The sequence below is a fragment of the Acetilactobacillus jinshanensis genome, assembly GCF_004359375.1.
Lineage (GTDB): Bacteria > Bacillota > Bacilli > Lactobacillales > Lactobacillaceae > Acetilactobacillus > Acetilactobacillus jinshanensis.
The window spans coordinates 925,793-949,979 of sequence record NZ_CP034726.1 but is presented as its reverse complement, the minus strand read 5'-3'; the positions used below and the strand labels follow the sequence as shown (position 1 = coordinate 949,979).

Sequence of the window (24,187 nt, the reverse complement as noted above, 5' to 3'; positions counted from 1 at the left end):
TTAATTTCATAATTTTGATAAACAACACGACAACAAATAATTACGATCGATCCTTCCACGACTAGATTTCAATTATATAGTTGTGATGTATCCTGTATCACATAAAGATACACTAGTCCAGTATTATGTTTTTAATCTATTTTATTATAGCAGATAAATAGTGTGGAATGTATGCTAATCTTGAAATTTTACTAATTAATTTCACAAAGTTTATTTATTTGGCTACTTAATCGTTTACAAAAATGGACTGTGATGAAAAAAGGTTCGAATTCTATTGATGTAATAAAATTCAAACCTTTCGCATATTATAGCCATTTTACATAATTTCTATTAGACGTTACATAATCACCATTCGTTAATTCAAATCTGGTCAATCCATGATGTTTAGAACCCATGAAGATAATCTTCTTGATACTTAACGTCATCCCCGGACGCAACGTTCTTACATGAGCTGATTTTTGATAGCTTTTCGAACTATATTCATAGCAAGCATGCTCAACCCTAATTCGTCCTGAACGATGAACCAAATCACTTGGTTGCCAGTACGAATTACCGTGGTAACGCTTATCACCGGTTATGAAGTAGTCATGGTCATGATAGCTAACCATGTAACGAAGCCGGTCTTTTCCATCATAATGAATCTTGTAGATTCGTTTGATTGCCAACGTTAAATGCATAGACGGCGATAAACACTTAACAGCACTCTTTCCATAGCGTTTATTAAAGAACGGACTGGTGTGCAACCCGAGTCCCTTGATAATCCGTAAGTATTTGAAGTGATGCTTAGTCGATAATCTAGCAATGGTCTTGCCATGGTAAACACCGCTATCACCCACGTTAAGCTCATTTAGGTGCTTAATAGTATGAGTAGCGACTGGGAATGCCTGTTGTCTCGATGGTAAATCATTAATTATTCGATACAGGTCATTGATGCGATCGGTATTACTATCGACCTGGTATTGATCGGCACCACCGATGATGTTCTGAGGGATCCTCTTAACAGTGTCTGTGATGTCGGCACTTTCATGGGTCTTGTCTTCTTTATTGGAGTCAAGACTCGAGATGGCATTACTATTATGACTGGTGGACGTGCTTAGACTAGCAATGTGAGTGGCGTTGGTGTTGGCTTGATTGGAACCGTGTTGGGCATCGTTGGAGACGGTGTTGTAGGTGCGCTCGATGGTTCCTAAGTTGGATGAATTAGAAGCAATCCAGGCGGTGTTGTGGCTAACATTAGTGGTTACGGCATTACTTAAATTAGAAAGGTTAGTCTCCAAGTCACCAACGGAGGTATTGCCAAATGAAACATGTAAGTTACTGATGTCAGCGGAATTGCTGCTGATGTTCTTTTTATTGGCGGCAATGCTGGCGGCATTTGTGCTGATAGTAGATGCATTACTGGTAATATTACTTTCGTCATTACTCATTCTAGTATTAGCAGAATTACTCATGGCAGTAATGTTGGCCTTGTCGGCTTTATTATTGTCTAGGCTACTAATATTGGAAGAATTGGTAACAACATCATTCCTATTAGTACTAATCTGATTACTATTAGCCTTTACTAAACCACTTACAGCACTTAATTGGGTAGCGTCCATATCAGCTTTAGCGGACCCGTTCCTAGCATTATTCGATACAGTGTCGAAGTTGGTCTCAATCGAGTTTACACTCGTTGAATTATTGTGTACCCAAGTATCAGCATCACTGACACTAGAATATGCCTTGCTCAAACTCTTGGAATTAGATGTGATCCATCCCTCATTAGAAGTAGTTTGAGTAGATGTACTGCTAATGTTTGCGGAATTAGCCGATACATAACTAAATGCCCCACTAGCGTTGTTGGATACCGATGAGTAATTGGTTTCCATCATCTTGACACTACCAGAATTACTACTAATCCAACTAATGTTATCACCGATACTACTATCAGCTTTATTCATTCTGCTGTCAGCGGAAGTACTTAAACTAGTAATATCTGTCTTGTCAGCCTTATGGGTGTTCAAACTACTAATATTACTAGAATTAGTAGATGCGACACCCCTCAGCGTATTCAATTCAGTAGAATTACTACTGATATGATTCTCATCAGTGGATATATTACCACTTAAAGTATCAAAGTCACTTATATTAACTTTAGACTTGAGAGCGTTGCTGTTAGCATTGATACTATTTTCATCATTTATGAATTTAGTATTAGCAGAGCTACTCAAACTAGTTAGACCAACTTCATCGGCTTTAGCACTGTTTAGACTACTGATTCTGGAAGAATTAGTAGCAATTCGACCTTGATTTGTATTGGCTAAACTACCTAATCTACTGATGTTACCGGAGTTTGTAGCAGTACTAGTAGCATTATTCTTAATACTAGTTTCATCACCACTTATGCGAGTTTCGTTACTACTAATGTTTCCTGTATTAGCAGCAATGCTGGAAGCGTTAGTACTGATAGATGATGCATTACTGGCAATCTTACTTTCATCATTGCCCATACGAGTATTAGTGGAATTGCTCATTGAAGTAATACTGGTCTTGTCAGTGCCTAATTCGGCAGCATTACTTTGGATATTGCTGTTAATTGTACTAAAGGTTGTGGCAATAGAATTAGAAGCTGAAACTTTTAAGCTATTAGCAAGACTTAAAGCATGGGCGTACGCACTTGATGCACTAGAACTAGCAAAGGATTCAGCATTGGACTTAGCCGTGTCAGCATATAAACTTGCAAATGATTTTGCTTTATCGGCATCCAGACTAGCTTGATCAATGGCACTCTGGTAAGAGTTACTAATGTCTGTACTAATTGAATTAATTTCTGCACTAATTGAATTAGATGCAGATACTGAAACACTATTAGCATAACTCGATGCGTAACTTATAGCAGAATTGTATGCACTCGATGCACTATTTGATGCAATCTTTTCTGCAATAGCTACCGTACTATTAGCATACGAACTAGCCCATGAAGTTGCACTTGCATATGCATTGGTAATACTAGTACTAGTAGATAGACTCAAAGCACTGATGCTCACACTAGCAGAAGTGCTCAAGCTAGTAATGTTACTAGCGTTAGTACTTACTGAACCGGTTACTTTACTCAACTCAGAAGCATTACTCTTAATACTGGTTTCATTATTAGTAACTTTGCCACTTAAGGTGCTGATGCTTTGACTATTGGCCGATACAGACCCTTTAAGTGATGTTAATTCAGTGGAATTACTACCAATGTTCTTTTCATCCAGTGATTTAGCAGAATTTAAACTACTAATTTCACTAGAATTGGTTACAACACTACTAGAATTAGCAACTACCCAACTATTAGTACTCTGGACACTTGCTGAATTAGATGACACCCAAGCATTAATCGAACTTATTGAGCTAACTACGCTGATTAAACTAGTTTGGTTAGCTTTAGTACTGTTCAAACTAGTAATACTGTTTACGTTCTTGCTAATATTTGATTCATTACTACTGATATGACTCTCATCAGTATCAAAGCGACTATTAATACTAGTATCATCAAATTCAGTATTATTTAAACTACTGATGGAACTTGAGTCGGAGGCAATACTCTTTTCATCTCCACTAATCCGAGATTCATTACTACTAATACCACTAGTGTTGGTAGCAAATATTTTGAGCATTCTTAGTAATGTTACTAGTATTATCAGAAATGCTCTTTTCATCTTTGGTAAACCTAGTATTAATGCTACTCTTATCAGCTTTATCATTATTCAAGATAGTAATACTTTGGGCATTAGTATCAGTACTATTTAATGCATTTGAAGCATTATTGGATACAGTACTTCCATAGCTAGTTACCCAATTATTAGCATTCTGAGCATTGCTAGAAACATTGTCGATGTTATTTTCAATTGTACTTATACTAGATGAATTCGTGTGAATCCATGTCTGATTATCGCCAGCTAATTGACTTGCCTCACTAGCAATACTTGACGCTATAACAATATTTCCGCTTAACGTGTTGTGATCATTAGTTACCGTTGACGTATCAGCTTTAGTATTAATAGCAGAATTTAAAGCTGAACTATCAGCCGTAATCTTACTATTAATACTCGACCATTCACTACTCAAAGATAATACACTAGCTGAATTAGTAGAAATCCATCCCTTATTAGTTGTAGCCTGTGTTGACGCACTAGTAATATTACTGGAGTTAGCAGTAATGTAATTAAATGCGTTATTAGCGTTGGCGGAAATTGCATTGTAATTTGATTCTATAGTACTTACACTAGTCGAATTAGCATGTATCCAATTATCAGCATCAGTGGTACTATTAAATGCACTAGTCAAACGGGATGAATTGCTTGCAATCCACCCGGAGTTTGAAGTTGTCTGGATCATAGTACTGGTAATACTTCCAGAATTGACGGATACATAACTAATGGCATTACTAGCATTATTTGATACAGTATTACCATTAGAAGACACCCAGGTATTAGCGTTCCGGGCATTGCTAGATACAGTACTATAATTACTTTCCATTGAATTAACAGTAGAATAATTCGTGGAAATCCAACTATTATTCGAACTTATGGCATTAGAAAGATTAGCAATACTATTACTAGCAGATTTACTCAAACTACTAACTAAATTAGAAGCCTGTGAATATGCACTCGATGCACTAGAACTAGCAAAACTTTCAGCTGATGTTATGGCATTAGATGCATCTGTGTTTGCTTGACTAATAGCCTTGTCATAAGCATCACTAATACTAGTATTAATTGAATTGATAGAATGGGCAATAGAATTCGATGCTGCAGATGATAAACTATTTGCGTAACTTGAAGCGTTACTGTAGGCGCTTACTGCGGAAGCAGACGCATTGGCACTAGTAGTTTGAATGTTAGTTCTATTAGTAGAAATTGAAGTTGCGTTATTACTAATATTCTTTTTGTTAGTAATAATGCTCTTATAATTATCATTAATAAAACTATTATTATCTTTAATTGCTTCCACAGCATTAGCAATAGCTTTACTATTAGCATTCGCACTCGTTAATGCATTCCTAATCCCAGTACTTGCTGAACTACTCAAGCTACCAATATTTGAAGCATTATATTCCTCACCTTTTAGCGTCATAGCGTTACTGTAGGCCATATAGGCTTGAGACATTTGACTCATTGCATTATAAACTTGATCAGAAGCACTTCTATAACCACTTACGGCAGCTGAAGCACTACTAAACATGGTGCTATCAATTGCCCACATAGCATCGATCGTTGGATCGTGACTAATTTGAGAATTACTATTAAATGCATTACTAAGACTAGTCATTTCCGATGTATAACTACTAATGTTGTTATTAACATCGCTATAAGCATCACTAATTGGCTCAATATCAACAGTAACATCACTATTGCTATGTAAAGAAATAGTTTTATTAGGATCAACAAAAACATAGCTAACATTCTTATCACTAGTCGTTCGATTAGGAATTGGAAGGTTCTTAATCTGAACCGTATAACCATCATCTGCTGACGAAATTTGTCGAGAATTAATCTGTTTGCCATCATAATTATAGATAATAAAGCCATTCCTTATATTCGGACTAGGTTTAGGCGCAAATGTCTTACTAAGAAATGTACCTATATTACCTTTACTAAAATCATTAGGCGTTGGAGAAATTATCTGACCATTATTACTTTCATACAGGTCTGGTACATCAGAAGAATTTTTAAAAGTAGTGTCGCTTGATTGAATTGTAATGCTATTTAAAGATGTGTCGCCTTTGAACATGTCACTCTTATCACTAATATCTGATGTTTTAAATGACGGGCCGAAATCAAGTGATTGTAAGTTAGTATCACCCTTAAACATACCATCCATATTTTTAACGTATTTTAAATTAATACCTGGATCAAATGTAATATGGTTAGCTCTCTTAACGTATGGATTATCCAAAAAATCGCTTAAATCGCTATGAGCTAACCCACTAACAAATTCAATACTATTATTACTTTGATCATATTTATACGTCAGGCCATCATCATTAGGAGCAATTAAGACGGATTTACCGTTGTTACTGTTACTAGCCATAACTAATTTTGGAAAACGTGTTGTACCAATGAGTTGAGTACTAATATTACCGTATTGATCAACAAAATTCCAATCTGAAGGCAGCGTAATTGGGCCCTTTTTATGCGAACTACCAGGATTTTTCTGTTGATATTGTGGTGTTGGTATACCACCATCAATATCACTATAAAGATCCTTGTATGTAACTCTATGTAGGTCTCTAGATATTACTATTTCACCGTTATTTTGGTCAGATACATCAAATAGACTATCTCCGAAAGTATCAGATTTAGGATTATAATCTAATAAATCTTGGTAGCAATTAGTTAATGGCTCCGTTGCATTCCTTGCTTTCCTCCCTGTAATTACTAAAGGGATTATTGTGCCTTTGGGCAATGTAATTGAATTAATATTAGTTGGAATTAAATTAGGATATATTTCAACTGTAGGGAATGTCGGATGTGTATTACTACTATATTTAGGATCTTGAGGCGTAAGATTTAATGTTATATTCATATCACTTGATGGTAATTTAAAAGAATGTTTTGGATTAGGAATCATTATCCCTGCAGATGGGATTTGCGCATCAATAACTAATGTTTTAGCCGTAGGGTGCTGAAGATCACTGAGTAAGTCGCTAACATTGCTTTTGTTAAGAGATCCCATATTTATCATCTGGACATCAGATTTATTAACTGATATCTTAGGGGAGCTCTGAATTTTTGATTCAGCCAGATTACGAACTGTTCCAAACATTAAAGACTTGTTATGATTATCACCGCTTGATGCTACTTGATTAGATGGTACATTCTGAGAATTATTAAGCATTTCATTCTCAGATGACCGATCAGAATTATTAACTAAGTTGCTATGCATAATTTCTGATGCATTCATAATCTGTGAGGTTTGTGTATTAGCACCCTTATTATTACTAGAGGATGTAGCTTGGGATGCAACTTGACTTGTAGCAACTGAATTAGTACTCTGATTATCTTGTACAGTAGCATGCACATTGGTAGTAGTCGTTGTTCCTGCAGCACCCAATGCCATCAGGAGAAAGGCCGAAATTACGACCCACTGCTTACCGATCTTATGAAGTAATTTTTTATCATTATGGATAAATAACTTACGTTTATTAATCATAATATTAAGGCCATCTTTTTATAAAATCGACACTTTATTTGTTATATACAATTATTATACTAGCTTTATTCAAGTTATATCGTCAATATCAGATTAAAATGTAGACTCTTTATTAATTTCAAAAAGAAAAAGCTTCGTTTAATTGAGTTTATCAACTAAACGAAGCCTTTATATCTATAATCTGATTTAATCATTTACTAGCGCGATCGATGTTTTCCTTATCTTCATCGAAGACTTCACTATCGTTAGAGATGTCTGGATCACTAACGTCGTTCTTCATCTGCTTCATGGTGTGGATAAAAAGATCGTCCTTGTCGAGTTCTTTATCCTGAGTGTCAGAATCTTTATGAGCAGCCTTAGCTTTGTCTAAACTCTTGGCTTCGCTGACGTCCTTCTTGTATTGACCCTGTTCCTTGTTAAAAAGATCTTCGATGTCTTTTTTGGTTAATACCATCATATCAGTTCCTTTCCCGTGTCTATTCGCCCCTATTATAGCAAGTTGTGAGATGAGGCGCTACTGGAAAATAACTTTTGGTATACCTAAACACTATAAGATAAAGTACACCACTTATAAGGAAACTTTTGATATACTTATATCTGTCATCTCAAAATGAGGAGGTGATAGCCTTGTGGCAGTTATGTCTAGAATTTCTCAATGCCGAATTAAGCGTAATTGCTACAGTTACAGCTTATCTAATAATTCACTGGATAAACCACCATTGGTTTAATTCATAAGTTATTAACATTTTACTGTTGTAGTATTCGTTTAGGTCGTCCTTAACTGGACGGCCTTTTTATATACAAAAAAAAAGCCTACTTTTCAGTAGACTTTTTTAAAACCTTGAGACAATTAAGTCTAGATTTCTCAATGCATCTTCAGAATATCGTATTATCCATAAATATTCAAATATTTACATGAGTTATTTAAATAAAAATAAAGGCACTTCAAACTGAAGTGCCAATTATATTGCATCTCGGGTTATCGTCCCGCGACATCCTATAACTATTTGTTACTCACATTCGTACTTATATAATATCATAAATCCATCAAAGCAAACACAAAAAGTCCACTTTTCAGTAGACTCTCTGTAAATCTTGAAACCATTGCGTGTCAAAATTCCTTAACGCAACTTTAAAATATCGTATTTTCTATGAATATTCAAATTATTTATCAGGGTAAAAGAAAAGCGCTATTTGAAGCGCCATTCCTTTGAATAAGTAATCCAATTGATCGCCCTAGCTATTCTTACCATAATTTATATTATCATTAATAAATTAAGATAGAAACCTAAGGCGCTACTTGGTATTCATCACTGTAACTATAGAATATCACATCTTAGCTAATTACTTACCAAACTTATCCGATATAAACGCCCTGGCAACTTCAGCCAAATGAGGTAAGTCTTTATAGCCAACTAGCCTGCCACCGGTGCCACGCTTAGTTTCATGACCATGGTAATACAAGCCCTTTTGGTCCACATAATAGATCTTGGCCTGGTCAAAGTACTTCTGAATATTTTTTGGGATTGGTGGATTGATCGCACCACCCGGCTTATGCTGGGCTTTTGCTAATTGGGTTTCGAACGTCTTCGTCTGCTCAGGTGATAGTTCCATGATGACGTTTTCGATCGTCTTCATGAAGGTATCCAGACTGATGGCACCGTGCTTATTTTCGTCCAGAATCTTTTTAAAGACCTTATCGATTCGATCACTCGTGATTGCAGCCAAAGTAATCACCTCTACTTAGTCTGTAAAGCTTTAACGATTGCTGGTTCCATCTTCTTCGGCATTACCGGTGTAGCGTAACGATGGATTAACTTACCATTTCGGCCAATCAAGAATTTGGTGTAGTTCCATTTGATGAAGCCGTGGCCGGATTCTTTCTTCAGATACTTAAAGATCGGTGCAGCATCTTTACCGTTGACTTTGACCATTGTGGTCATCGGGAATGTAACACCGTAGTGCATCTTACAGTATTGACTAGCCTTTTTACTGGAGCTTAATTCCTGACGGAACTGATTACTTGGGAAGCCGACGACTTCTAGACCGTCCTGATGATACTCCTTGTATAAAGCTTCCAAGCCCTTTAATTCCTTGGCAAAGCCACACTTACTAGCGGTGTTGACGACGATAATTACTTTACCCTTATAATCACTGAAATCGATCGGCTGGCCGCTGACTTCGGTGGCTTTAAAATCATAAATATTCATTATTTTCATCCTTAATACTTTTGACTTGTTTTCCTATTATAGATACTGGATTACGAACATCAGGATCGGGATCACAACGATGAACATGACGGTCGAGATCGATACGACGTTAGCCGAGAACTTAACGTCACCATGGGCGTTATGAACCAAGATCGGTAAGACCGCGATGGCTGGTACTGCTGACTGGATGACCATAGTCTGGGTCAGTAACTTTGGCAGAGTTGCGAATTTCATGGCAACTAACAATACCCCGATCATGATGGCTGGGACACAGACGAAACGGCCGATCATGACCATGACGGTATCAAGGTCAAAGCGCATGTTCTTTAGTCCGGCGTTGGCCAAAATGATCCCGATGTAGATTAATGACAACGGTGTGACTAGACTACCGATGTAGGTCAATGATGACTTAACGAAGGTAATCTTGAGGATTGGGATATTGAACAGTAGGACTACGATCGCGATGATAAAAGCCAGTAACGGAACCGGTAATATCTTGTGCCAGTCCAAGTAGGTCTTCTTGTTCTTAGTGGTTGGATCATCACTGTTGACGATAAACAGTCCGGCAGTCCAGGTCGAGAAGACATCCAGCACGTAGTAGACCAGGAAGTAAGTTAAACTCTGGTTACCAAAAAGTGCAACGTTCAACGGCAAACCAATGAAGACGGTATTAGGGTTCGTAATCCCGTTGATAAAGGTCCCGATTCGACCGGTGCCGACGTGGGCCACTCTTGCCCAGACGATTGACAGAACGTAACTGATGGCAAAGGCAATTACACCGAGTAACAAGTATCCGGAGAAACTTGCTAATTCGCCACGGTTCAGCTTTTCTAACACGGTAACGAAGATCGCAGCTGGTAACGAGATGTTCAGAATCAGTCGCGCAATATCGTTACCAAAACTATCCGATAGCCACTTCTCTTTTCGTAATACGTAACCAAGTGCCATGATCAGAACGATGACCAGGACGCTTTGAATGGAATTCCATAGAACTAGCATGTTAAACGCTTCCTATAATAATGCTCTTTTATTAGTTGAGTCCATTATAATACGAAGTGGACATTATTTAAGAGGAAAGCGAACACCATGGACGCGAATATCATTAATTTGTTTAAGATTTCAAAGCACATCGTCTTTTTAACGGGTGCCGGAGTGTCGACACCGTCGGGAATTCCTGATTACCGATCCAAAAATGGTTTATATCACCGCAGGAAAAAGCAGAAACGATCAGCGGAATGGTACTTAAGTCATGACTGCTTAATGCACCATCCCAAAACGTTTCATAAGTTCATGGTCAAGTATATGTATCATCCCCAGGCTAAACCGAACGTCATTCACAATGTCCAGGCTAAACTAACCCGGATGGGGAAAGCCACCATTATTACTCAGAACGTGGATAATCTGTATCACTTAGCTCATGCTGATCCGCAACGGCTAATTGAATTTCACGGTAACATTTACGACTGCGAATGCATGAAGTGTCACCGGAAAGTTGATTGGCGACAGTACGTTAAGTCCCCTGTTCATCAAGCGGACGGCGGATTGATTCGACCCAACTTAGTTTTATATGGTGAAAGTATCAATCAGAAGAAATTTAAACGTAGTATGAACGTGATGCTGAACGCCGACTTAATTGTAATCGTTAGTACAGCTATGAAAGTTGAACCGTTCGCAGATCTAATCAAGTATCATCAGCCAAACGTCCCAATCATCGCGATCAATAAGCAGCCGTTACACTTTTCGTACAACGTGGGCTTAATCATGATTAGGGAAGATGCTGTGAAGTTCTTTAGCCAGTTAGCACTATTAAATTAGGTAACAAAAATGCCTCAATTATAGCGGAGGCATAATGAGGCATATACGAAGCGAACGAATTTGTCTGGTGAAAGTTAGGATTCGTGAACGCGAATGCTGTCGGCTAACTTGTTCAGTTCAGCCTGGTGAGCGTTGTGTTTAAATGATAAGTCATCATATTCGCTCATCAAACGAGCTAAAGTTTGTGGACTCTTACTAGATGAATTCTGGTAAGCTTTAACACCTTTTTTAAAAGCACCTAATGTTACTTCCATCATTTTGATCACTTCCTATAATCTATTTAATCCCCCTGCTGCCAAGATTGCCATTATAAAGTATCTGTTTATTCTTGTAGTTATTGCGGTCATTCTCAAGGGTTTGAAAAACGCCACAGCGCTAATTAAATTTAGCCAGTAAAAATGAACTAACCCTGAGATGAGCGAGAGCTCAGGGACCTTAGTGGTTTTATACCAAATTCAACTAATTATTATTAATCATTAGCGAATTGCACATCCCGCCATATCAAGATTATCCGTCTATTTACGTCATAAACGACTAAATCCTAGCTATATCATCAAAATAGCTTTTAAATAATAAATAAAAGGGACGAAATAAATCAAAAGGTTCGTTAATGATTAAGACGTACATTCAGTAACCCTGCTGACCGTACTTTAATTGATTCATTGAGAAAGGAGCTGTTTTCTATGAAGAGTAGTGAAGTCCTCAATAAATATGTTGACAGCAGAAAGCCAAAGAATAAGTGGGTGTTAAACGTTAGCCAGGTCCTGTATAAATTCTTTAAGCGTAATCCGCACATGGCGGTCACCCATGATAAACTTAACGTCCACTATCTGACCGTCCGCAACGCTAAGAAATACGTTACTAACCAGTATAAGCATGGTGATAACTTAGGTACTCTAAGCACCTACATGGCTTACTTAAAGAAACTTAACAAGAAGTTCATGGTCAGCGTCTTCTATAAGCCAAAGTCCACTGGTAACGCCAGCACTGATGAAGCCGATGACTCCATTAACAATCCTGATACACCAGGCTGGAAGATTATGCTACCAAACCCAATCAAGTTATTAGAACGTGTCGACAAGAATAACCATTCGAAAGCCAGTGAATTACAGGCTCAGTTAAGCAATGCTTTATAAATAAGTTCTCCTTTGAATTATTAAACTTATGGCCACCAATTAAATTGGTGGCCTTTTTATTTCACCATTTGGCCGGCTAATTAAGCTAATCTAAAATAATGTTAACTAAATCAACACCTTTTTTATAAATAATCACAAGGTAATGAACTCAAATCGTCTCTATAATAATCATACTTAGTTGATAATATCCCTAGATTTACATTAAGAAAGGTGGTTGTTACATGGAATACCTGAAATTAATTGGGATTGTTCTAATTATTATTGGTTTTGCGTTGAAAATTGATTCTTCGGCCGTCGTTGTAATCGCGGCAGTCGCGACCGCAGCCGTTTCTGGATTAGATATCAATCAAATCCTGACCATCATGGGCAAAGGATTTATGGAAAACCGCATGATTTCCCTATTCTTCCTAACTTTACCAATGATCGGTATCATGGAACGGCATGGTTTACGGGTCGAAGCCGCTCGTTTGGTCAAAAAGCTGAAGTCACTGACACCTGGTAAGATTTGTGATGCTTATACCTTCATTCGTGAAATTGGCTGTGCTGCCGGAATTCAGTTACAAGGTCAAGTTCAGTTCATTCGGCCTTTAGTCTGCCCGATGGCAATTGCAGCCGCTAAGGTAAAACAACATAAGATTACCCGAAAACAATCCGATGGAATTAAATCATTAGCAGCCGCCGATGAAAACTTAAGTAACTTCTTTAGTCAGGATTTAAGTATTGTTGCCGGCGGTTCATTACTGATAGCAAGTTCAATGAAGTCCATTGGTTATCCAATCGACATTACCAAGACGTTAGTCTATTCCATTCCATCAGCGATCATCATCCTTATTCTCGTTGTAATTTATAACTACATCTTCGATAAGCGTTTACAGAAATAGGTGAATACTGATGGTTAATATTTTAATGACGACGTTCTACATGCTGTTAGGCGTAATGTTCCTAACGGCATCGATTCAAACGCTACTTGATAAGACGAATCCGGTTCGGTTTGGAACTTCATTATTTTGGTTAATTAACGCCGTTATCTTCTCGATTGGTCAATGGCTCGGTTATGAAATTGTCGGCATTTTAGTTGTCATTACCGGACTCTTATTACTATGTAAACAAGTCAAGGTCGGCCACATTAAACCGCTGAATAAAGTGATTGCATCTAAATCCGCAGATAAACTCGGCGCCTGGATCTTCGTACCCAGCTTTATCCTGGCCATTTTAGCAATCGTAATTACGAAAGTTGGCCACTTTGGTAATAACGGTAGTCAGATTGGAATCGGAATTGCCGCAATCATTTCATTAATCTTCGCAATGGTCATGGCAAAGTCTGGCCCGAAGACCCTTTATGAAGATACTCAGAGAATGGTTCGACAGGTTGGTTCAGCCGGAATTCAGCCCCAGTTATTAGCGATGTTAGGTGTTATCTTCACCGCTTCAGGTGTCGGCAAAATCGTTTCGCAGACAATGGCTGGTGTCTTCCCGCCTGGTAATCATTTATTGGGCGTCACGGTTTACTGTGTTGCCATGGCTCTATTTACATTCGTCATGGGTGATGCCTTCGCTGCGTTTGCCGTCATCACCACTGCGATCGGGGTCCCGTTTGTAATTGCGCAAGGTGGTTCACCCGTTGTGGTTGCTTCGATCGGAATGATCGCTGGATATTGTGGAACGTTATTGACGCCAATGTCAGCCGCCTTTAATTCATTACCGGTTGGCCTATTAAAAATTCACGATTCATACGGTGTTATTAAGAAACAGATTTTAATTGCGTTAATTATGCTCTTAGTTCAGATTATTACGATGTACTTCTTAGCATTTTAATTTACATACATAGAAAGGCCTGTTACTTATGAAAATTTTAGTTACGGGATTTGATCCTTTTGAAAATGAACCGATTAACCCAGCCATTGAAGTTGTTAAACGGTTACCTGATACCATCGATGGTGCTCAGATTATTAAACTAGAAATTCCAACTGAATTTAAGCGCTCTGGTGAAAAAGTCCATGAAGCCATTAAAAAATATCAGCCAGATTATGTTTTAGACGTTGGTCAAGCTGGTGGTCAAATTGGTCTAACCCCTGAAAAAGTTGCCGTCAATATCGATGATGGTTCAGTCCCTGATAACGCCGGCTACCGACCAATGGACAAGCCGATTGCTAAAGATGGTGAAACGGCATACCTTTCACAATTACCGGTTAAGGCAATGGTCAAAGCAATCCGAGATGCTGGATTACCAGCCTGTTTATCAATGACAGCGGGAACATATGTTTGTAACCATGTCATGTACGCTGTTCAATACATGCGTGATAAGGAATTTCCACATCTTAAGGCCGGTTTCATTCACATCCCGTACATCCCAAGCCAAACTAAGAACAAACCTAAGGGAACTCCGAGTTTGACGTTACAACAGAACGTTAAGGGCGTAACTGCCGCAATCAAAGCAATCGTGAAATTCGATGGCAAACCTGACCTTAAGGATATTGGGAATGCTTACCATTATAATAAAGTAAATAAATAACCCTTTCTGAATTACATTTTTAACGGCCTTTGATAATTTCGAGATTATCAAAGGTTTTTATAATAATGATACGTTTTGCAGAATGTGTAATTTCCAGTTGTTTCCTATTATGTCGGGGTTAAGCGTGGTTTTTCATTATTCTTAAATTATCGAAAGACCATTAGTTTAACGATTCTCGTATAATGCTCATCGTTAGGAGAGATTTATATTGAGCACAACTAAACTTAATCATGTAATTCAGATTGCCGTCATGGCTGCGATTATGCTGGCATTATCATACATTCCGGGAATTCCGTTAGGACCAACCCCAATCGTTCTGGAAAACTTAGGTGTCATGTTAGCGGGCCTGTTGTTAGGCAGTAAACGTGGAACGATTGCCGTTCTACTGTTCATCTTGTTAAAAGTGATCGGTTTATCCGGTACCGGTGGCTTGACGTTATTATTAGGCCCGACCTGCGGTTACGTTTACGGCTGGATCTTCGTTCCGTTCTTCATGTGCTGGTTCATGAAGATGTGCAGGAAGCACATGAATCTATTGGTGTTATTCTTAATTGTCGCAATCGTCAACATCATCGTGGTTGACGAAATTGGTGGCAGCCTTGGTCTAATGGCTACGGTCCACTTCCCGATGATGAAAGCTGTCGTTTATAACTTACTGTTTGCCCCTGGTGACATCATTAAAGCATTGGTTGCTGCATTAGTGTACTGGGAAGTAAGAAAATCCAGTCATATGCGTGAATTGTTAAAATAGATTATTTGAAAATTAGCCAAAATAAAAAGGTCCACATCAATTTGTGGGCCTTTTATAGAAGGTTTCATAACAGCAGAAAATAACGTTAAAATTATATTTATTGAATTCTTGGTTATTTCCCCGCCTAAAATGGCGGCCAAGAGTGAGTATCAATAAGCCAGCATCTCCAACATTAGCCACTGCGTTGCGATTGCTAGAGATATACACTCTGTTAATATAATACCACAGTTCTGAATTGGTTATTAATACTTTTGAAATATAAAAATTTTCTAGAAAATCTCGTTGGGGTTTTATTTAATGGGTAAAAACGGTTATAATAAGCATTGAAGCTTCTCGACGAGTAAATATTTTTGTCGAGGAAAGTAAAATATTTTTATAGGAGGCCTATCATATGGCAGTAAAACAGTATATCCGTAAAAAGCCACATGTAAATATTGGTACGATTGGCCATATTGATCATGGTAAAACAACATTAACTTCAGCCATTACTAAAGTCTTATCTGAACAGGGCTTAGCTAAGGATGAAGATTACAAGCAAATTGATAAAGCACCAGAAGAACAGCAACGTGGTATCACGATTAACAACGCCCACTTAGAATATCAGACGCCTTACCGTGACTATGCCCATGTTGATGCCCCTGGACATGCCGATTACATCAAGAACATGATCACCGGTGCCGCTCAGATGGATGCCGCCATCTTAGTTGTTGCCGCTGATGATGGTCCGATGCCACAAACTCGTGAACATATCCTGTTAGCACGTCAGACTGGTGTTAAGTACATCGTTGTCTTCATCAACAAAGTCGACAAAGTTAAAGATAAAGAATTAATCGACTTAGTTGAAATGGAAACTCGTGACTTATTATCCGAATACCATTACGAAGGTAAAGATGTTCCAGTTGTACGTGGTTCAGCTTTGAAAGCATTACAGGGTGATAAGAAGGCTCAGGAACAAGTTAAGAAGTTAATGGAAATCATTGATGAATACGTTCCTACTCCAACTCGTGCTTACAACAAGCCATTCTTAATGCCAATCGAAGATGTATTCACCATCACTGGTCGTGGTACCGTTGTTACTGGTCGTATCTCTCGTGGTACTATCAAGATCCAAGATCCTGTACAGATTGTTGGTTTAACTAAACAGAAGACTGATACTGTATGTACTGGTTTACAGACATTCCGTAAGAACTTGGATGTCGGTGAAGCCGGTGATAACGTTGGTATCTTACTCCGTGGTGTTAAGCGTACAGGCGTTGTTCGTGGCCAAGTATTATCTAAACCTAATACCGTTGACGTTCACACTAAGTTCAGTGCCCACGTTTATGTATTAACCAAGAAAGAAGGAGGACGTCATAGTCCATTCTTTACTGGTTACCAGCCACAATTCTACTTCTACACCAGTGATGTAACTGGTAAGGTTACCTTACCAAAAGGTACTAAGATGGTAATGCCTGGTGATAATGTAAGTTCATTAGATGTTGAATTACAGAAGCCAGTTGCCATGGAACCTAAGACCCGCTTCACTTTCCGTGAAGGTGGCCATACCATTGGTGCCGGAGTTGTTACTAAGTTATTAAACTAAATACGACTTATTAAATTAATAATTAATTTTAAGAGCCTTGCTTTTGCAAGGCTCTTTTTTGTTACTCAAATTAACTAGATAAACAAAAAACCGTACTTTTTTCAAAGTACGGTTTTCCGCTATATGCTATATAACAAAAATCAATTCAAGAAAATTAATTTACTTGTTAACGGCTTTCTTTAAGCCCTGGCCAGCTTTGAATGCAGGAACGTCGCGTGCAGCGATCTTTAATGGCTTACCAGTCTGTGGGTTACGGCCTTTACGAGCTTTACGATGGTTAACCTTAAAGGAACCGAAGCCGATTAAACGAACACCCTGCTTCTTAGCTAATGCAGCGGAAACAGTGTCAACAAATGCGCTTAATGCAGCAGTTGCGTCTTTCTTAGTTAAGCCGGTCTTCTTGACCATGCTTGAAACAACAGCAGATTTATTTAAGTATTTCATAGTACTTACTCCTTTTTATGGTTATATTATACCTAAGTTATGAGCCAACAACAATGCTAAGCCCCGTTAAATTAGGTATTAACCAACCTTTTTCATGGTTAATGATACATTAACGACTTTCCCGATTCAACTTTTTTGCCATGAAAATCCCTAAGGCATTAGGATTCGACCTACTTTCGTGATCGTTTATCTAATATCCAATCTCTAGTACAATGGAGATGTAAATGAAGATGAATTAAAAAGCTAAAAAACGTAAGAAGGTAACAATATGGATCCTAAGATTCAAAAATTATTCGATAAATCGAAACACATTGTCTTTCTGACCGGTGCCGGAGTTTCTACCGCATCCGGAATCCCGGATTACCGTTCCAAAGGTGGCCTATATACCCAGAACAAGGCTAATAACAAGCCTGCCGAATGGTACTTAAGCCATGATTGCTTAATGAACTACCCAAAGACTTTCTACAAGTTCATGAAGGCTAAGATGTACTATCCAGACGCTAAACCCAACGCTATCCATGAAGCTCAGGCTAAGCTGACCCGTGAAGGCCGTGCCAGCATCATTACCCAGAACGTCGATAACCTGTATAATAAGGCTCACGCCAAGAAAGACCGCTTAGTTGAATTCCATGGTAACATTTACCATTGCCACTGCCTAAAGTGTGGTAAATCCATTCCTTGGCAACAGTATTTAAAGAGTCCCATTCATAAAGAAGATGGCGGTCAGATCCGACCGAACCTAGTTCTTTATGGTGAAGGCATGAAATACAGTAGCATTATCCGTGCCTTACAGATGATGCGAGAAGCTGATTTAGTCGTGATCGTTGGGACTGCTATGGCAGTTGCTCCGTTCAACATGCTTAACCAGTACAAGAGCCCAAGCGCACCGGTCATCATGATCAACGAACAGAAGATCAACCGCATCCCGTTCGTTCCACATTTCACGATGCTTCAGATGGACGCCACCAAGTTCTTTAAGGAATTACACGTTTAATCAATTAGAAATTAATTAATCTAAAGTCCCGTTCAATCGGGGCTCTTTTTTGTTACCCACTCCGATCGTTAATGGTATACACTGTAAGGGCAGAATATTTAGCAAAGAAGTCGATCATAATGCGTGAATTCACGATGCGTAAACATGAAAAGCGCTCAATTTTTAAAAACTCAATCTTAGTCTTTTTACTACAAGTCCTATTAACCTTCATCGTGTTGGCTTTAGGACTTAGTTTTACCACCTGGTCCACTGATCAGGGCCAACACCCTAAACTCAACCGGGTCAAAATCATCAATCAGCACCAAAACGCCCTAACGTCTTACATTAAGTTGGGTAATTTTCATTTCGTCAATAACCGGGACTACGCAGAGCCCAATAATTACAGCCTACATTACAATCAAACCTTCAACCCCTACCGACACTTGAATTTTGCGGGTGGTAACCAGCGAATGAATTTTAAACCCTACGCTCGCCTAAAGAATCTCGATAGTGAACACAATCCACAGAGTATCGCCATTACCAATCACGGCACCCTTTACGTAACTCACCGAGTCGATAACCGTGGTGAAATTCAGATTATTCGTTATCACATTACCGAAAAGCGTCATCATTTACAATTTACGAATTATGCCGCTGGTCCGGTCTTTAAAGGTGGCCATGGCCAAAGTTTAGCTTATAATCCCAAGACGCATAAATTATGGATGTTGACTAACGAAGAAGGTGCGTCCTTCATGACCAGCATTCAGGAAATCGGTAAAAAGAGTCTGAACCCGATCAAACAAATCAACTTCATCATGTATCCATATCCGATGGGTGACGTCCTGACCTTCGATAAGCATGGTAATGCCTACACTTGTACGAGAACCTTTAACCCGCGTGGTGGCGCTAATATGGGTAGCCTTAAGCTATATAAAGGTAAGATCAGTCATAACCAGGTCCAGTTCCACATGGTCCAGGGAATTCGAAACGCCCCCGGATTGATCATGCAGAACATGGGCTACGATCCTAAACATAACCGCATCTACTTCGTAACCGATGGTGAACTGATGTCGGCACCGACTAAGTACTTCAATCATTTAAGACCGAATGACATCAAGGCCACCAAGTTGACCGGTCACTATGAATTCGAAGACATCGCCTTTTATCATGGTCACGGGTACTTATTACTGCATTATCCATCTGAATTATTAATTAATTAGGGTAAACAAAACGACCGCATAATAGTGTGGTCGTTTTTAAGTTGACTACTAATTATCTATCGCTATATTTTATTTGGTTGTTAAATCATGACCAAAGTACTTAATCGATAATTTCTTGAGGGTACCATCTTTTCTTAATTCTTGAATGGCCTTACTGATCTTCTTCTGTAACTGCGGTGACTTCTTATTAAGTAACGGTGCTACCAAATCCGGTTTCTGTTCACTGGTTGGTACTTTAACCATCTTCAAGCCCTTAACGTTCTGGTACTTTTTATCACCATACCAGTTAGGAACCGAGGCAATGGTTGCCTTAGCACGACCTTCACGAAGGAACGGTAAAATCTCGCTACCGTCAACGGGCATGAATTTAGCGTGCCACTTTTCAGCAATTAGTGAGTTATCGGTCCCACCTTGATCAGCAACCTTCTGGCCACGTAACTGCTTCAAGTCTTTGATGTGTTCATCCTTAGGCTCCACGATATCGGTATATGAATACATGTACGGAGTCGCAAAGCGGAAGTTCTTCTTCCGTTGTCTAGTAACCGAGATGTTATTGAATACGGCATCGTATTTACCGGTTCCTAGACCAGAAATTAATCCGGCCCATTTGGTAACGACAAACTTTGGCTTTAAGCCCATCTTATGGGCAATGTCCTTACTCAAATCAACTTCAAATCCCGTTAGATGACCATTAGAATTGCGCCCGGCATACGGAAACGTCTGAGCAGACATCCCGATCGTTAAGTAATGCGGGTGAACTAATTCAGACTTTGCCGTGTTACTGGCTCCACAAGCTGTTAAAATGGCACCTGTGCTGACAACAGTAATCAGCACTAACATATATTTGACAAGCTTCTTCAACAATTGCATTTCTACATTATCCCCTTTTATAAGTAGATTTGACGTCTTTTAATTTTGATCTTAAATTAACTGCTGATTAATTAACGATTACTCAAGATTCGGTTGATCATGACTAGCGTTAGCGTTAACTAAACAACAGCAACAATTCATTAAACTAATCATGATTAACTTCATCCCTTTCTAGATCAGTTACTTCAAATTTCAATTTCTACTTTAGCACTTAATTTTAGTAAGTCAATATTGATGTGGTTTTTTGATATTTTTACCAATAAATAGCCATATTAACGAATAACGTATTTTAAATGATCTGCCGGAGTAACTTTCCGGTAAGCTCGGCACGGTGTCCCAAAGGCCACCACGTTAGCTGGAATATCTTTGGTAACGACACTCCCGGCGCCAATGACTGAATGATCGCCGATCGTTACGCCACCCTTTACGAAGGTATTGGCACCTATCCAGACGTCCTTGCCGATCGTAATCGGAGCACTGGTCATCACACCTTCATGACGTTGATGATAATCGACCGAATGACCGGCGCATGCTAAGCAAACGTTAGGCGCAAGCAAGGTTCCATCACCAATCGTAACGGGCGAGGTATCCAGAATAACGTCACCGTAATTTAGAAAAGCTCTTCCCTTCACGTGAATATTAAAACCATAGTCACAGTGAAACGGCGGGTTAATCCCAATTTGGACATCCTTACCAAAGAGTTGTTTTAAGATCCGTTGACGTTTCTTTTGATCATTCGGATCACAGATGTTGTACATCCAGCAGAGATGATAAGCCTGTTTCTGTAACTGGTCAGGCATCTTGGTGAAGACGATTGAGTACGGTTGTTGTGATTTAATTAATTTTAAAATGTCCATTAAACTATCCCTCGATATTCTGAATCAATATTACCACGTCCCAAATGCCTGATAAATTCGGCATTCCGCTCGTCAAAATGCTAAAATGGAATTAACTCGTCATTAAAGAGGTTATTCTAAATTGACATTGCTAATTACGTTACTTCCGGCATTACTCTGGGGTTTCACGCCAGTTTTCGTTCATTTTCTGGGTGGTAAACCCATCGAGCAATTGTTAGGAACGACATATGGTGGATTAGTTATCGGTCTAATTATTTTTCTAATTAAAAGGCCAACCATCACTTTCTGGGACTTCTTCTGGTGCTGCATCGGTGGCGCTTTTTGGTCTGTCGGTCAACTAGCTCAGTACCACGCTTACAATCGATTAAGTGTATCGACCACCAGCCCGATTAATTCCGGGGTCCAGCTAGTCGGTGTCAACATCGTCGGGGTCCTGTTTTTTGGCAGCTGGGCCAGTCCATTAGCTAAGATCATTGGTTTTTCAGCCGTGGCTTTCATCATCTTCGGGGTTTACGTCAGTACCCGTGGTGGTAAAAAGACACCGCTTAAATCAACGTACATTCAGAAGAAACAGTTTGCGGCTAACGTTACTAAGTTGATCCTAGGTGCCGGGATTGGTTATACGATCTGTTCAACGTTCCCGAGAATTCCAGATGCTTCCGGCTGGGTTACGTTTCCGTCTCAGACGGTCGGGATGTTCTTAGGTGCCGTCATCTTGGCATTGATGTCCAAGAAAGACCGTCATTGGAACGTCTTCTTTAATAAATCAGCTTTCCTGAATATTATTGAAGGCTTTAACTCCAGTCTAGGAACGTTCTTCTATCAGACCGCAATGATGTTAACCAGCGTCTCAACGGCATTTACTCTATCTCAGATGACACCGGTAATTTCCACGATCTGTGGACTAACGATCCTGCACGAACGCAAGCACGGCAAGACCTTATTCTACACGCTAAGTGGAGTTTCCGTTATCGTTGTCGGCGGGATCATGACAAGTTTCTTACGTTAATTAGAACTTAAATGAGATACAAAAAAAGCCCGTTAGGATAATTCCTAACGAACTTTTTTCTAACTTTGACGGCACAAATTCTTGTTTAAAAACGGTGGAAACAGAATTGTGATAAGTCAAAAACAGAAGCCATCGCAGTTAGATAATGCAATCTATCGATACCTTACATCTAGGTACCAACCTTTCAATTACATCTCCTGCAGTGTGTTTTGCTAGTTTAACTTAATCATTATTGGTTTAATTGTTCGTTATTTCGCATACAAGTAACATTCGATTTACCAAAGGTTTAAGAAATTTAATTATTGGCCTTTCTGGCAGCTTTGTCTAAAGCGTGGATTTTAGCATCCTTAGCTTCATAAGCGAAGCTAATGCCTTTAACTAAGGCATAACTTAGTGGCAAAGTAATAGCAATAATTAAAAATGCTAAAACACTAAGAGACATAAGCATTTCCTCCTTCTCAAACTTTTAATAGATTCGACCATTAAAGGTCTCAGAAGAAAGACATACGATTATATCAATCGACGTGTATTAGTATATCATATTCATGATTATATTCAAAAATTAACTAAAGATTAATTTAAGGCCATAATGGATAAGAAACGATGATCGCAGCCACGATTTCTGACATCAAGAAGACCACGACACGCTGAAAGCTACTGTTTTTACGCCAAGCATGAATCATGCTAAATAATACGATAAAAATGAAGAACCAAATTAATTCTGTTGAAATAATCTTTGCGATCATGTGAATCTCTTTCCCTTTAAAGTGCCCTTGTAGCACCTTTTACTTTCGTCACAATAGACTATAGCACCACTCGAGCGACATTGGTATAATGTATCACAATTATGTGGATTATTTCAAGAACGTATCGACTTCATGCATCGCTTGACGGAAACCGTGTTTATAGAAGCAGTGATCACCATGCGGAATCGGTACTAATTTAGCGTTTGAATAAACCTTGGCGGCAGTCTGAGAATATTTAAAATTAACCAGATAATCAGCGGTGCCATGACAAATCAGCACGGGTCCATGATAATTCTTAATCTGTTTCCACGGGTCCAACTTTTGACCGTCCACGACGTAACGAGCACCAATTCGGGCACCGTCGTAGCTCAAGATTGGGTGGCCACTCTTCATGTTATCCGGAATGCTAAAGCCGGGATAAAACAGGATCATTTTATCAATTAACTTTGGGTAGTCATTGGCAACTAATGCTGACACTAGGCCACCCTGTGAGCATCCCATCAAGATTAAACGTTTGGGATGGAAATTCTTTTCCATATCCTTGATTACGGTAATCAAATCGACCTTTTCGGTCAAGACACTGGCGTCTAATTCATCAAAATCACGACTTCGACTGGATCCGTATCCGCCAAAATCAAACAGGCAAATTGCATAACCTGTTTTGATCAATGGGTTAACGTAGCGAAACGTCGACTCCATCGTGGCGCTATAACCATGACTCACGATAATGATTCCTTTAGGTTTAACGTTCTCTGGAATATACATCTCACAAGATAATTGGTAATGAAAGACCTGTGGTTTACCTCGCCATGACGTTAACGAATTACTGGCGGGAATCCTGAATTTTCTAAGTAACACACTATTTACTCCCTAATTTAGCCAAAAT

23 protein-coding genes are annotated in these 24,187 nt (G+C 38.9%); 10 read left to right on the top strand and 13 right to left on the bottom strand.

The window, feature by feature from the left end:
* Positions 1-305: 305 nt before the first annotated feature.
* From ELX58_RS04445 to ELX58_RS04420, 6 genes are all read right to left on the bottom strand, one after another.
* On the bottom strand, positions 306-3,638 hold the full coding sequence (locus tag ELX58_RS04445) for a DUF5776 domain-containing protein (RefSeq protein ID WP_133441957.1): 3,333 nt from the start codon (positions 3,636-3,638) through the stop codon (positions 306-308).
* A complete protein-coding gene (locus ELX58_RS04440; RefSeq protein ID WP_133441956.1) occupies positions 3,610-7,176 on the bottom strand; it encodes an autotransporter outer membrane beta-barrel domain-containing protein in 3,567 nt (1,188 codons plus the stop codon). Before ELX58_RS04440 ends, ELX58_RS04445 begins: the two co-directional genes overlap by 29 nt.
* A 190-nt stretch (positions 7,177-7,366) precedes the next feature.
* Entirely contained in the window at positions 7,367-7,633 is a 267-nt protein-coding gene (locus ELX58_RS04435; protein WP_133441955.1) for a hypothetical protein, read from the bottom strand.
* An 887-nt stretch (positions 7,634-8,520) separates the two neighbouring features.
* Positions 8,521-8,904: a hypothetical protein gene (locus ELX58_RS04430; protein ID WP_133441954.1), complete on the bottom strand. Its 384-nt coding sequence runs from the start codon at positions 8,902-8,904 to the stop codon at positions 8,521-8,523.
* Positions 8,905-8,915: 11 nt separating this feature from the next.
* Positions 8,916-9,389: a glutathione peroxidase gene (locus tag ELX58_RS04425; RefSeq protein WP_133442573.1), complete on the bottom strand. Its 474-nt coding sequence runs from the start codon at positions 9,387-9,389 to the stop codon at positions 8,916-8,918.
* A 33-nt stretch (positions 9,390-9,422) separates the two neighbouring features.
* Positions 9,423-10,385 carry an AEC family transporter gene (locus tag ELX58_RS04420; RefSeq protein ID WP_133441953.1) on the bottom strand — a complete coding sequence of 321 codons (963 nt, stop codon included), beginning with the start codon at positions 10,383-10,385 and terminating at the stop codon, positions 9,423-9,425.
* Between the two features lie 87 nt (positions 10,386-10,472).
* Here ELX58_RS04420 and ELX58_RS04415 point away from each other — a divergent pair, with 87 nt between their 5' ends.
* The gene (locus ELX58_RS04415; RefSeq protein ID WP_133441952.1) at positions 10,473-11,201 is read left to right on the top strand and encodes an NAD-dependent protein deacylase; all 729 of its coding nucleotides are present in this window, start codon (positions 10,473-10,475) and stop codon (positions 11,199-11,201) included.
* Between the two features lie 74 nt (positions 11,202-11,275).
* Here the strand turns inward: ELX58_RS04415 and ELX58_RS04410 are convergent, their stop codons facing one another.
* Positions 11,276-11,458, bottom strand: coding sequence for a hypothetical protein (locus ELX58_RS04410; RefSeq protein ID WP_133441951.1), 183 nt, complete (start codon positions 11,456-11,458; stop codon positions 11,276-11,278).
* Between the two features lie 426 nt (positions 11,459-11,884).
* Between ELX58_RS04410 and ELX58_RS04405 the strand changes: the two genes are divergently transcribed.
* The 6 genes from ELX58_RS04405 (at position 11,885) to tuf (ending at position 17,182) form a co-directional block, all read left to right on the top strand.
* The gene (locus ELX58_RS04405; RefSeq protein ID WP_133441950.1) at positions 11,885-12,337 is read left to right on the top strand and encodes a hypothetical protein; all 453 of its coding nucleotides are present in this window, start codon (positions 11,885-11,887) and stop codon (positions 12,335-12,337) included.
* Positions 12,338-12,558: 221 nt separating this feature from the next.
* Complete coding sequence (locus tag ELX58_RS04400) at positions 12,559-13,218, top strand: 5-oxoproline transporter, DUF969 family subunit (protein ID WP_133441949.1); 660 nt, start codon at positions 12,559-12,561, stop codon at positions 13,216-13,218.
* Between the two features lie 10 nt (positions 13,219-13,228).
* Positions 13,229-14,152 (top strand): DUF979 domain-containing protein, encoded by a 924-nt coding sequence (locus ELX58_RS04395; protein WP_133441948.1) that lies wholly within the window; start codon positions 13,229-13,231, stop codon positions 14,150-14,152.
* A gap of 28 nt (positions 14,153-14,180) precedes the next feature.
* Positions 14,181-14,849, top strand: coding sequence for a pyroglutamyl-peptidase I (pcp, locus tag ELX58_RS04390; RefSeq protein WP_133441947.1), 669 nt, complete (start codon positions 14,181-14,183; stop codon positions 14,847-14,849).
* A 208-nt stretch (positions 14,850-15,057) separates the two neighbouring features.
* Positions 15,058-15,600, top strand: coding sequence for a biotin transporter BioY (locus ELX58_RS04385; RefSeq protein ID WP_133441946.1), 543 nt, complete (start codon positions 15,058-15,060; stop codon positions 15,598-15,600).
* Positions 15,601-15,991: 391 nt separating this feature from the next.
* Positions 15,992-17,182, top strand: coding sequence for an elongation factor Tu (tuf, locus tag ELX58_RS04380; protein WP_133441945.1), 1,191 nt, complete (start codon positions 15,992-15,994; stop codon positions 17,180-17,182).
* A gap of 159 nt (positions 17,183-17,341) precedes the next feature.
* Here the strand turns inward: tuf and ELX58_RS04375 are convergent, their stop codons facing one another.
* Positions 17,342-17,626 carry an HU family DNA-binding protein gene (locus ELX58_RS04375; protein WP_133441944.1) on the bottom strand — a complete coding sequence of 95 codons (285 nt, stop codon included), beginning with the start codon at positions 17,624-17,626 and terminating at the stop codon, positions 17,342-17,344.
* Positions 17,627-17,894: 268 nt separating this feature from the next.
* Here ELX58_RS04375 and ELX58_RS04370 point away from each other — a divergent pair, with 268 nt between their 5' ends.
* Together ELX58_RS04370 and ELX58_RS04365 are read left to right on the top strand one after the other, a co-directional pair.
* The gene (locus ELX58_RS04370) at positions 17,895-18,620 is read left to right on the top strand and encodes an NAD-dependent protein deacylase (protein ID WP_133441943.1); all 726 of its coding nucleotides are present in this window, start codon (positions 17,895-17,897) and stop codon (positions 18,618-18,620) included.
* 119 nt (positions 18,621-18,739) lie between these two features.
* Entirely contained in the window at positions 18,740-19,819 is a 1,080-nt protein-coding gene (locus ELX58_RS04365; protein WP_133441942.1) for a hypothetical protein, read from the top strand.
* Positions 19,820-19,888: 69 nt separating this feature from the next.
* On the opposite strand, the gene ELX58_RS04360 is transcribed toward ELX58_RS04365, so the two are convergent.
* Together ELX58_RS04360 and ELX58_RS04355 are read right to left on the bottom strand one after the other, a co-directional pair.
* The gene (locus tag ELX58_RS04360; protein WP_133441941.1) at positions 19,889-20,689 is read right to left on the bottom strand and encodes a transporter substrate-binding domain-containing protein; all 801 of its coding nucleotides are present in this window, start codon (positions 20,687-20,689) and stop codon (positions 19,889-19,891) included.
* A gap of 272 nt (positions 20,690-20,961) precedes the next feature.
* Positions 20,962-21,546, bottom strand: coding sequence for a sugar O-acetyltransferase (locus tag ELX58_RS04355; protein WP_133441940.1), 585 nt, complete (start codon positions 21,544-21,546; stop codon positions 20,962-20,964).
* Positions 21,547-21,667: 121 nt separating this feature from the next.
* Between ELX58_RS04355 and ELX58_RS04350 the strand changes: the two genes are divergently transcribed.
* The gene (locus ELX58_RS04350; RefSeq protein WP_133441939.1) at positions 21,668-22,555 is read left to right on the top strand and encodes a GRP family sugar transporter; all 888 of its coding nucleotides are present in this window, start codon (positions 21,668-21,670) and stop codon (positions 22,553-22,555) included.
* Between the two features lie 295 nt (positions 22,556-22,850).
* Here ELX58_RS04350 and ELX58_RS07910 read toward each other — a convergent pair whose 3' ends face one another.
* From ELX58_RS07910 to ELX58_RS04345, 3 genes are all read right to left on the bottom strand, one after another.
* Positions 22,851-22,997 carry a hypothetical protein gene (locus tag ELX58_RS07910; RefSeq protein ID WP_162614643.1) on the bottom strand — a complete coding sequence of 49 codons (147 nt, stop codon included), beginning with the start codon at positions 22,995-22,997 and terminating at the stop codon, positions 22,851-22,853.
* A gap of 136 nt (positions 22,998-23,133) precedes the next feature.
* Positions 23,134-23,301, bottom strand: a complete 168-nt coding sequence (locus ELX58_RS07905) for a hypothetical protein (protein ID WP_162614642.1) — start codon at positions 23,299-23,301, stop codon at positions 23,134-23,136.
* A 108-nt stretch (positions 23,302-23,409) separates the two neighbouring features.
* Positions 23,410-24,159 carry an alpha/beta hydrolase gene (locus ELX58_RS04345; RefSeq protein ID WP_133441938.1) on the bottom strand — a complete coding sequence of 250 codons (750 nt, stop codon included), beginning with the start codon at positions 24,157-24,159 and terminating at the stop codon, positions 23,410-23,412.
* Positions 24,160-24,187 lie beyond the last annotated feature (28 nt).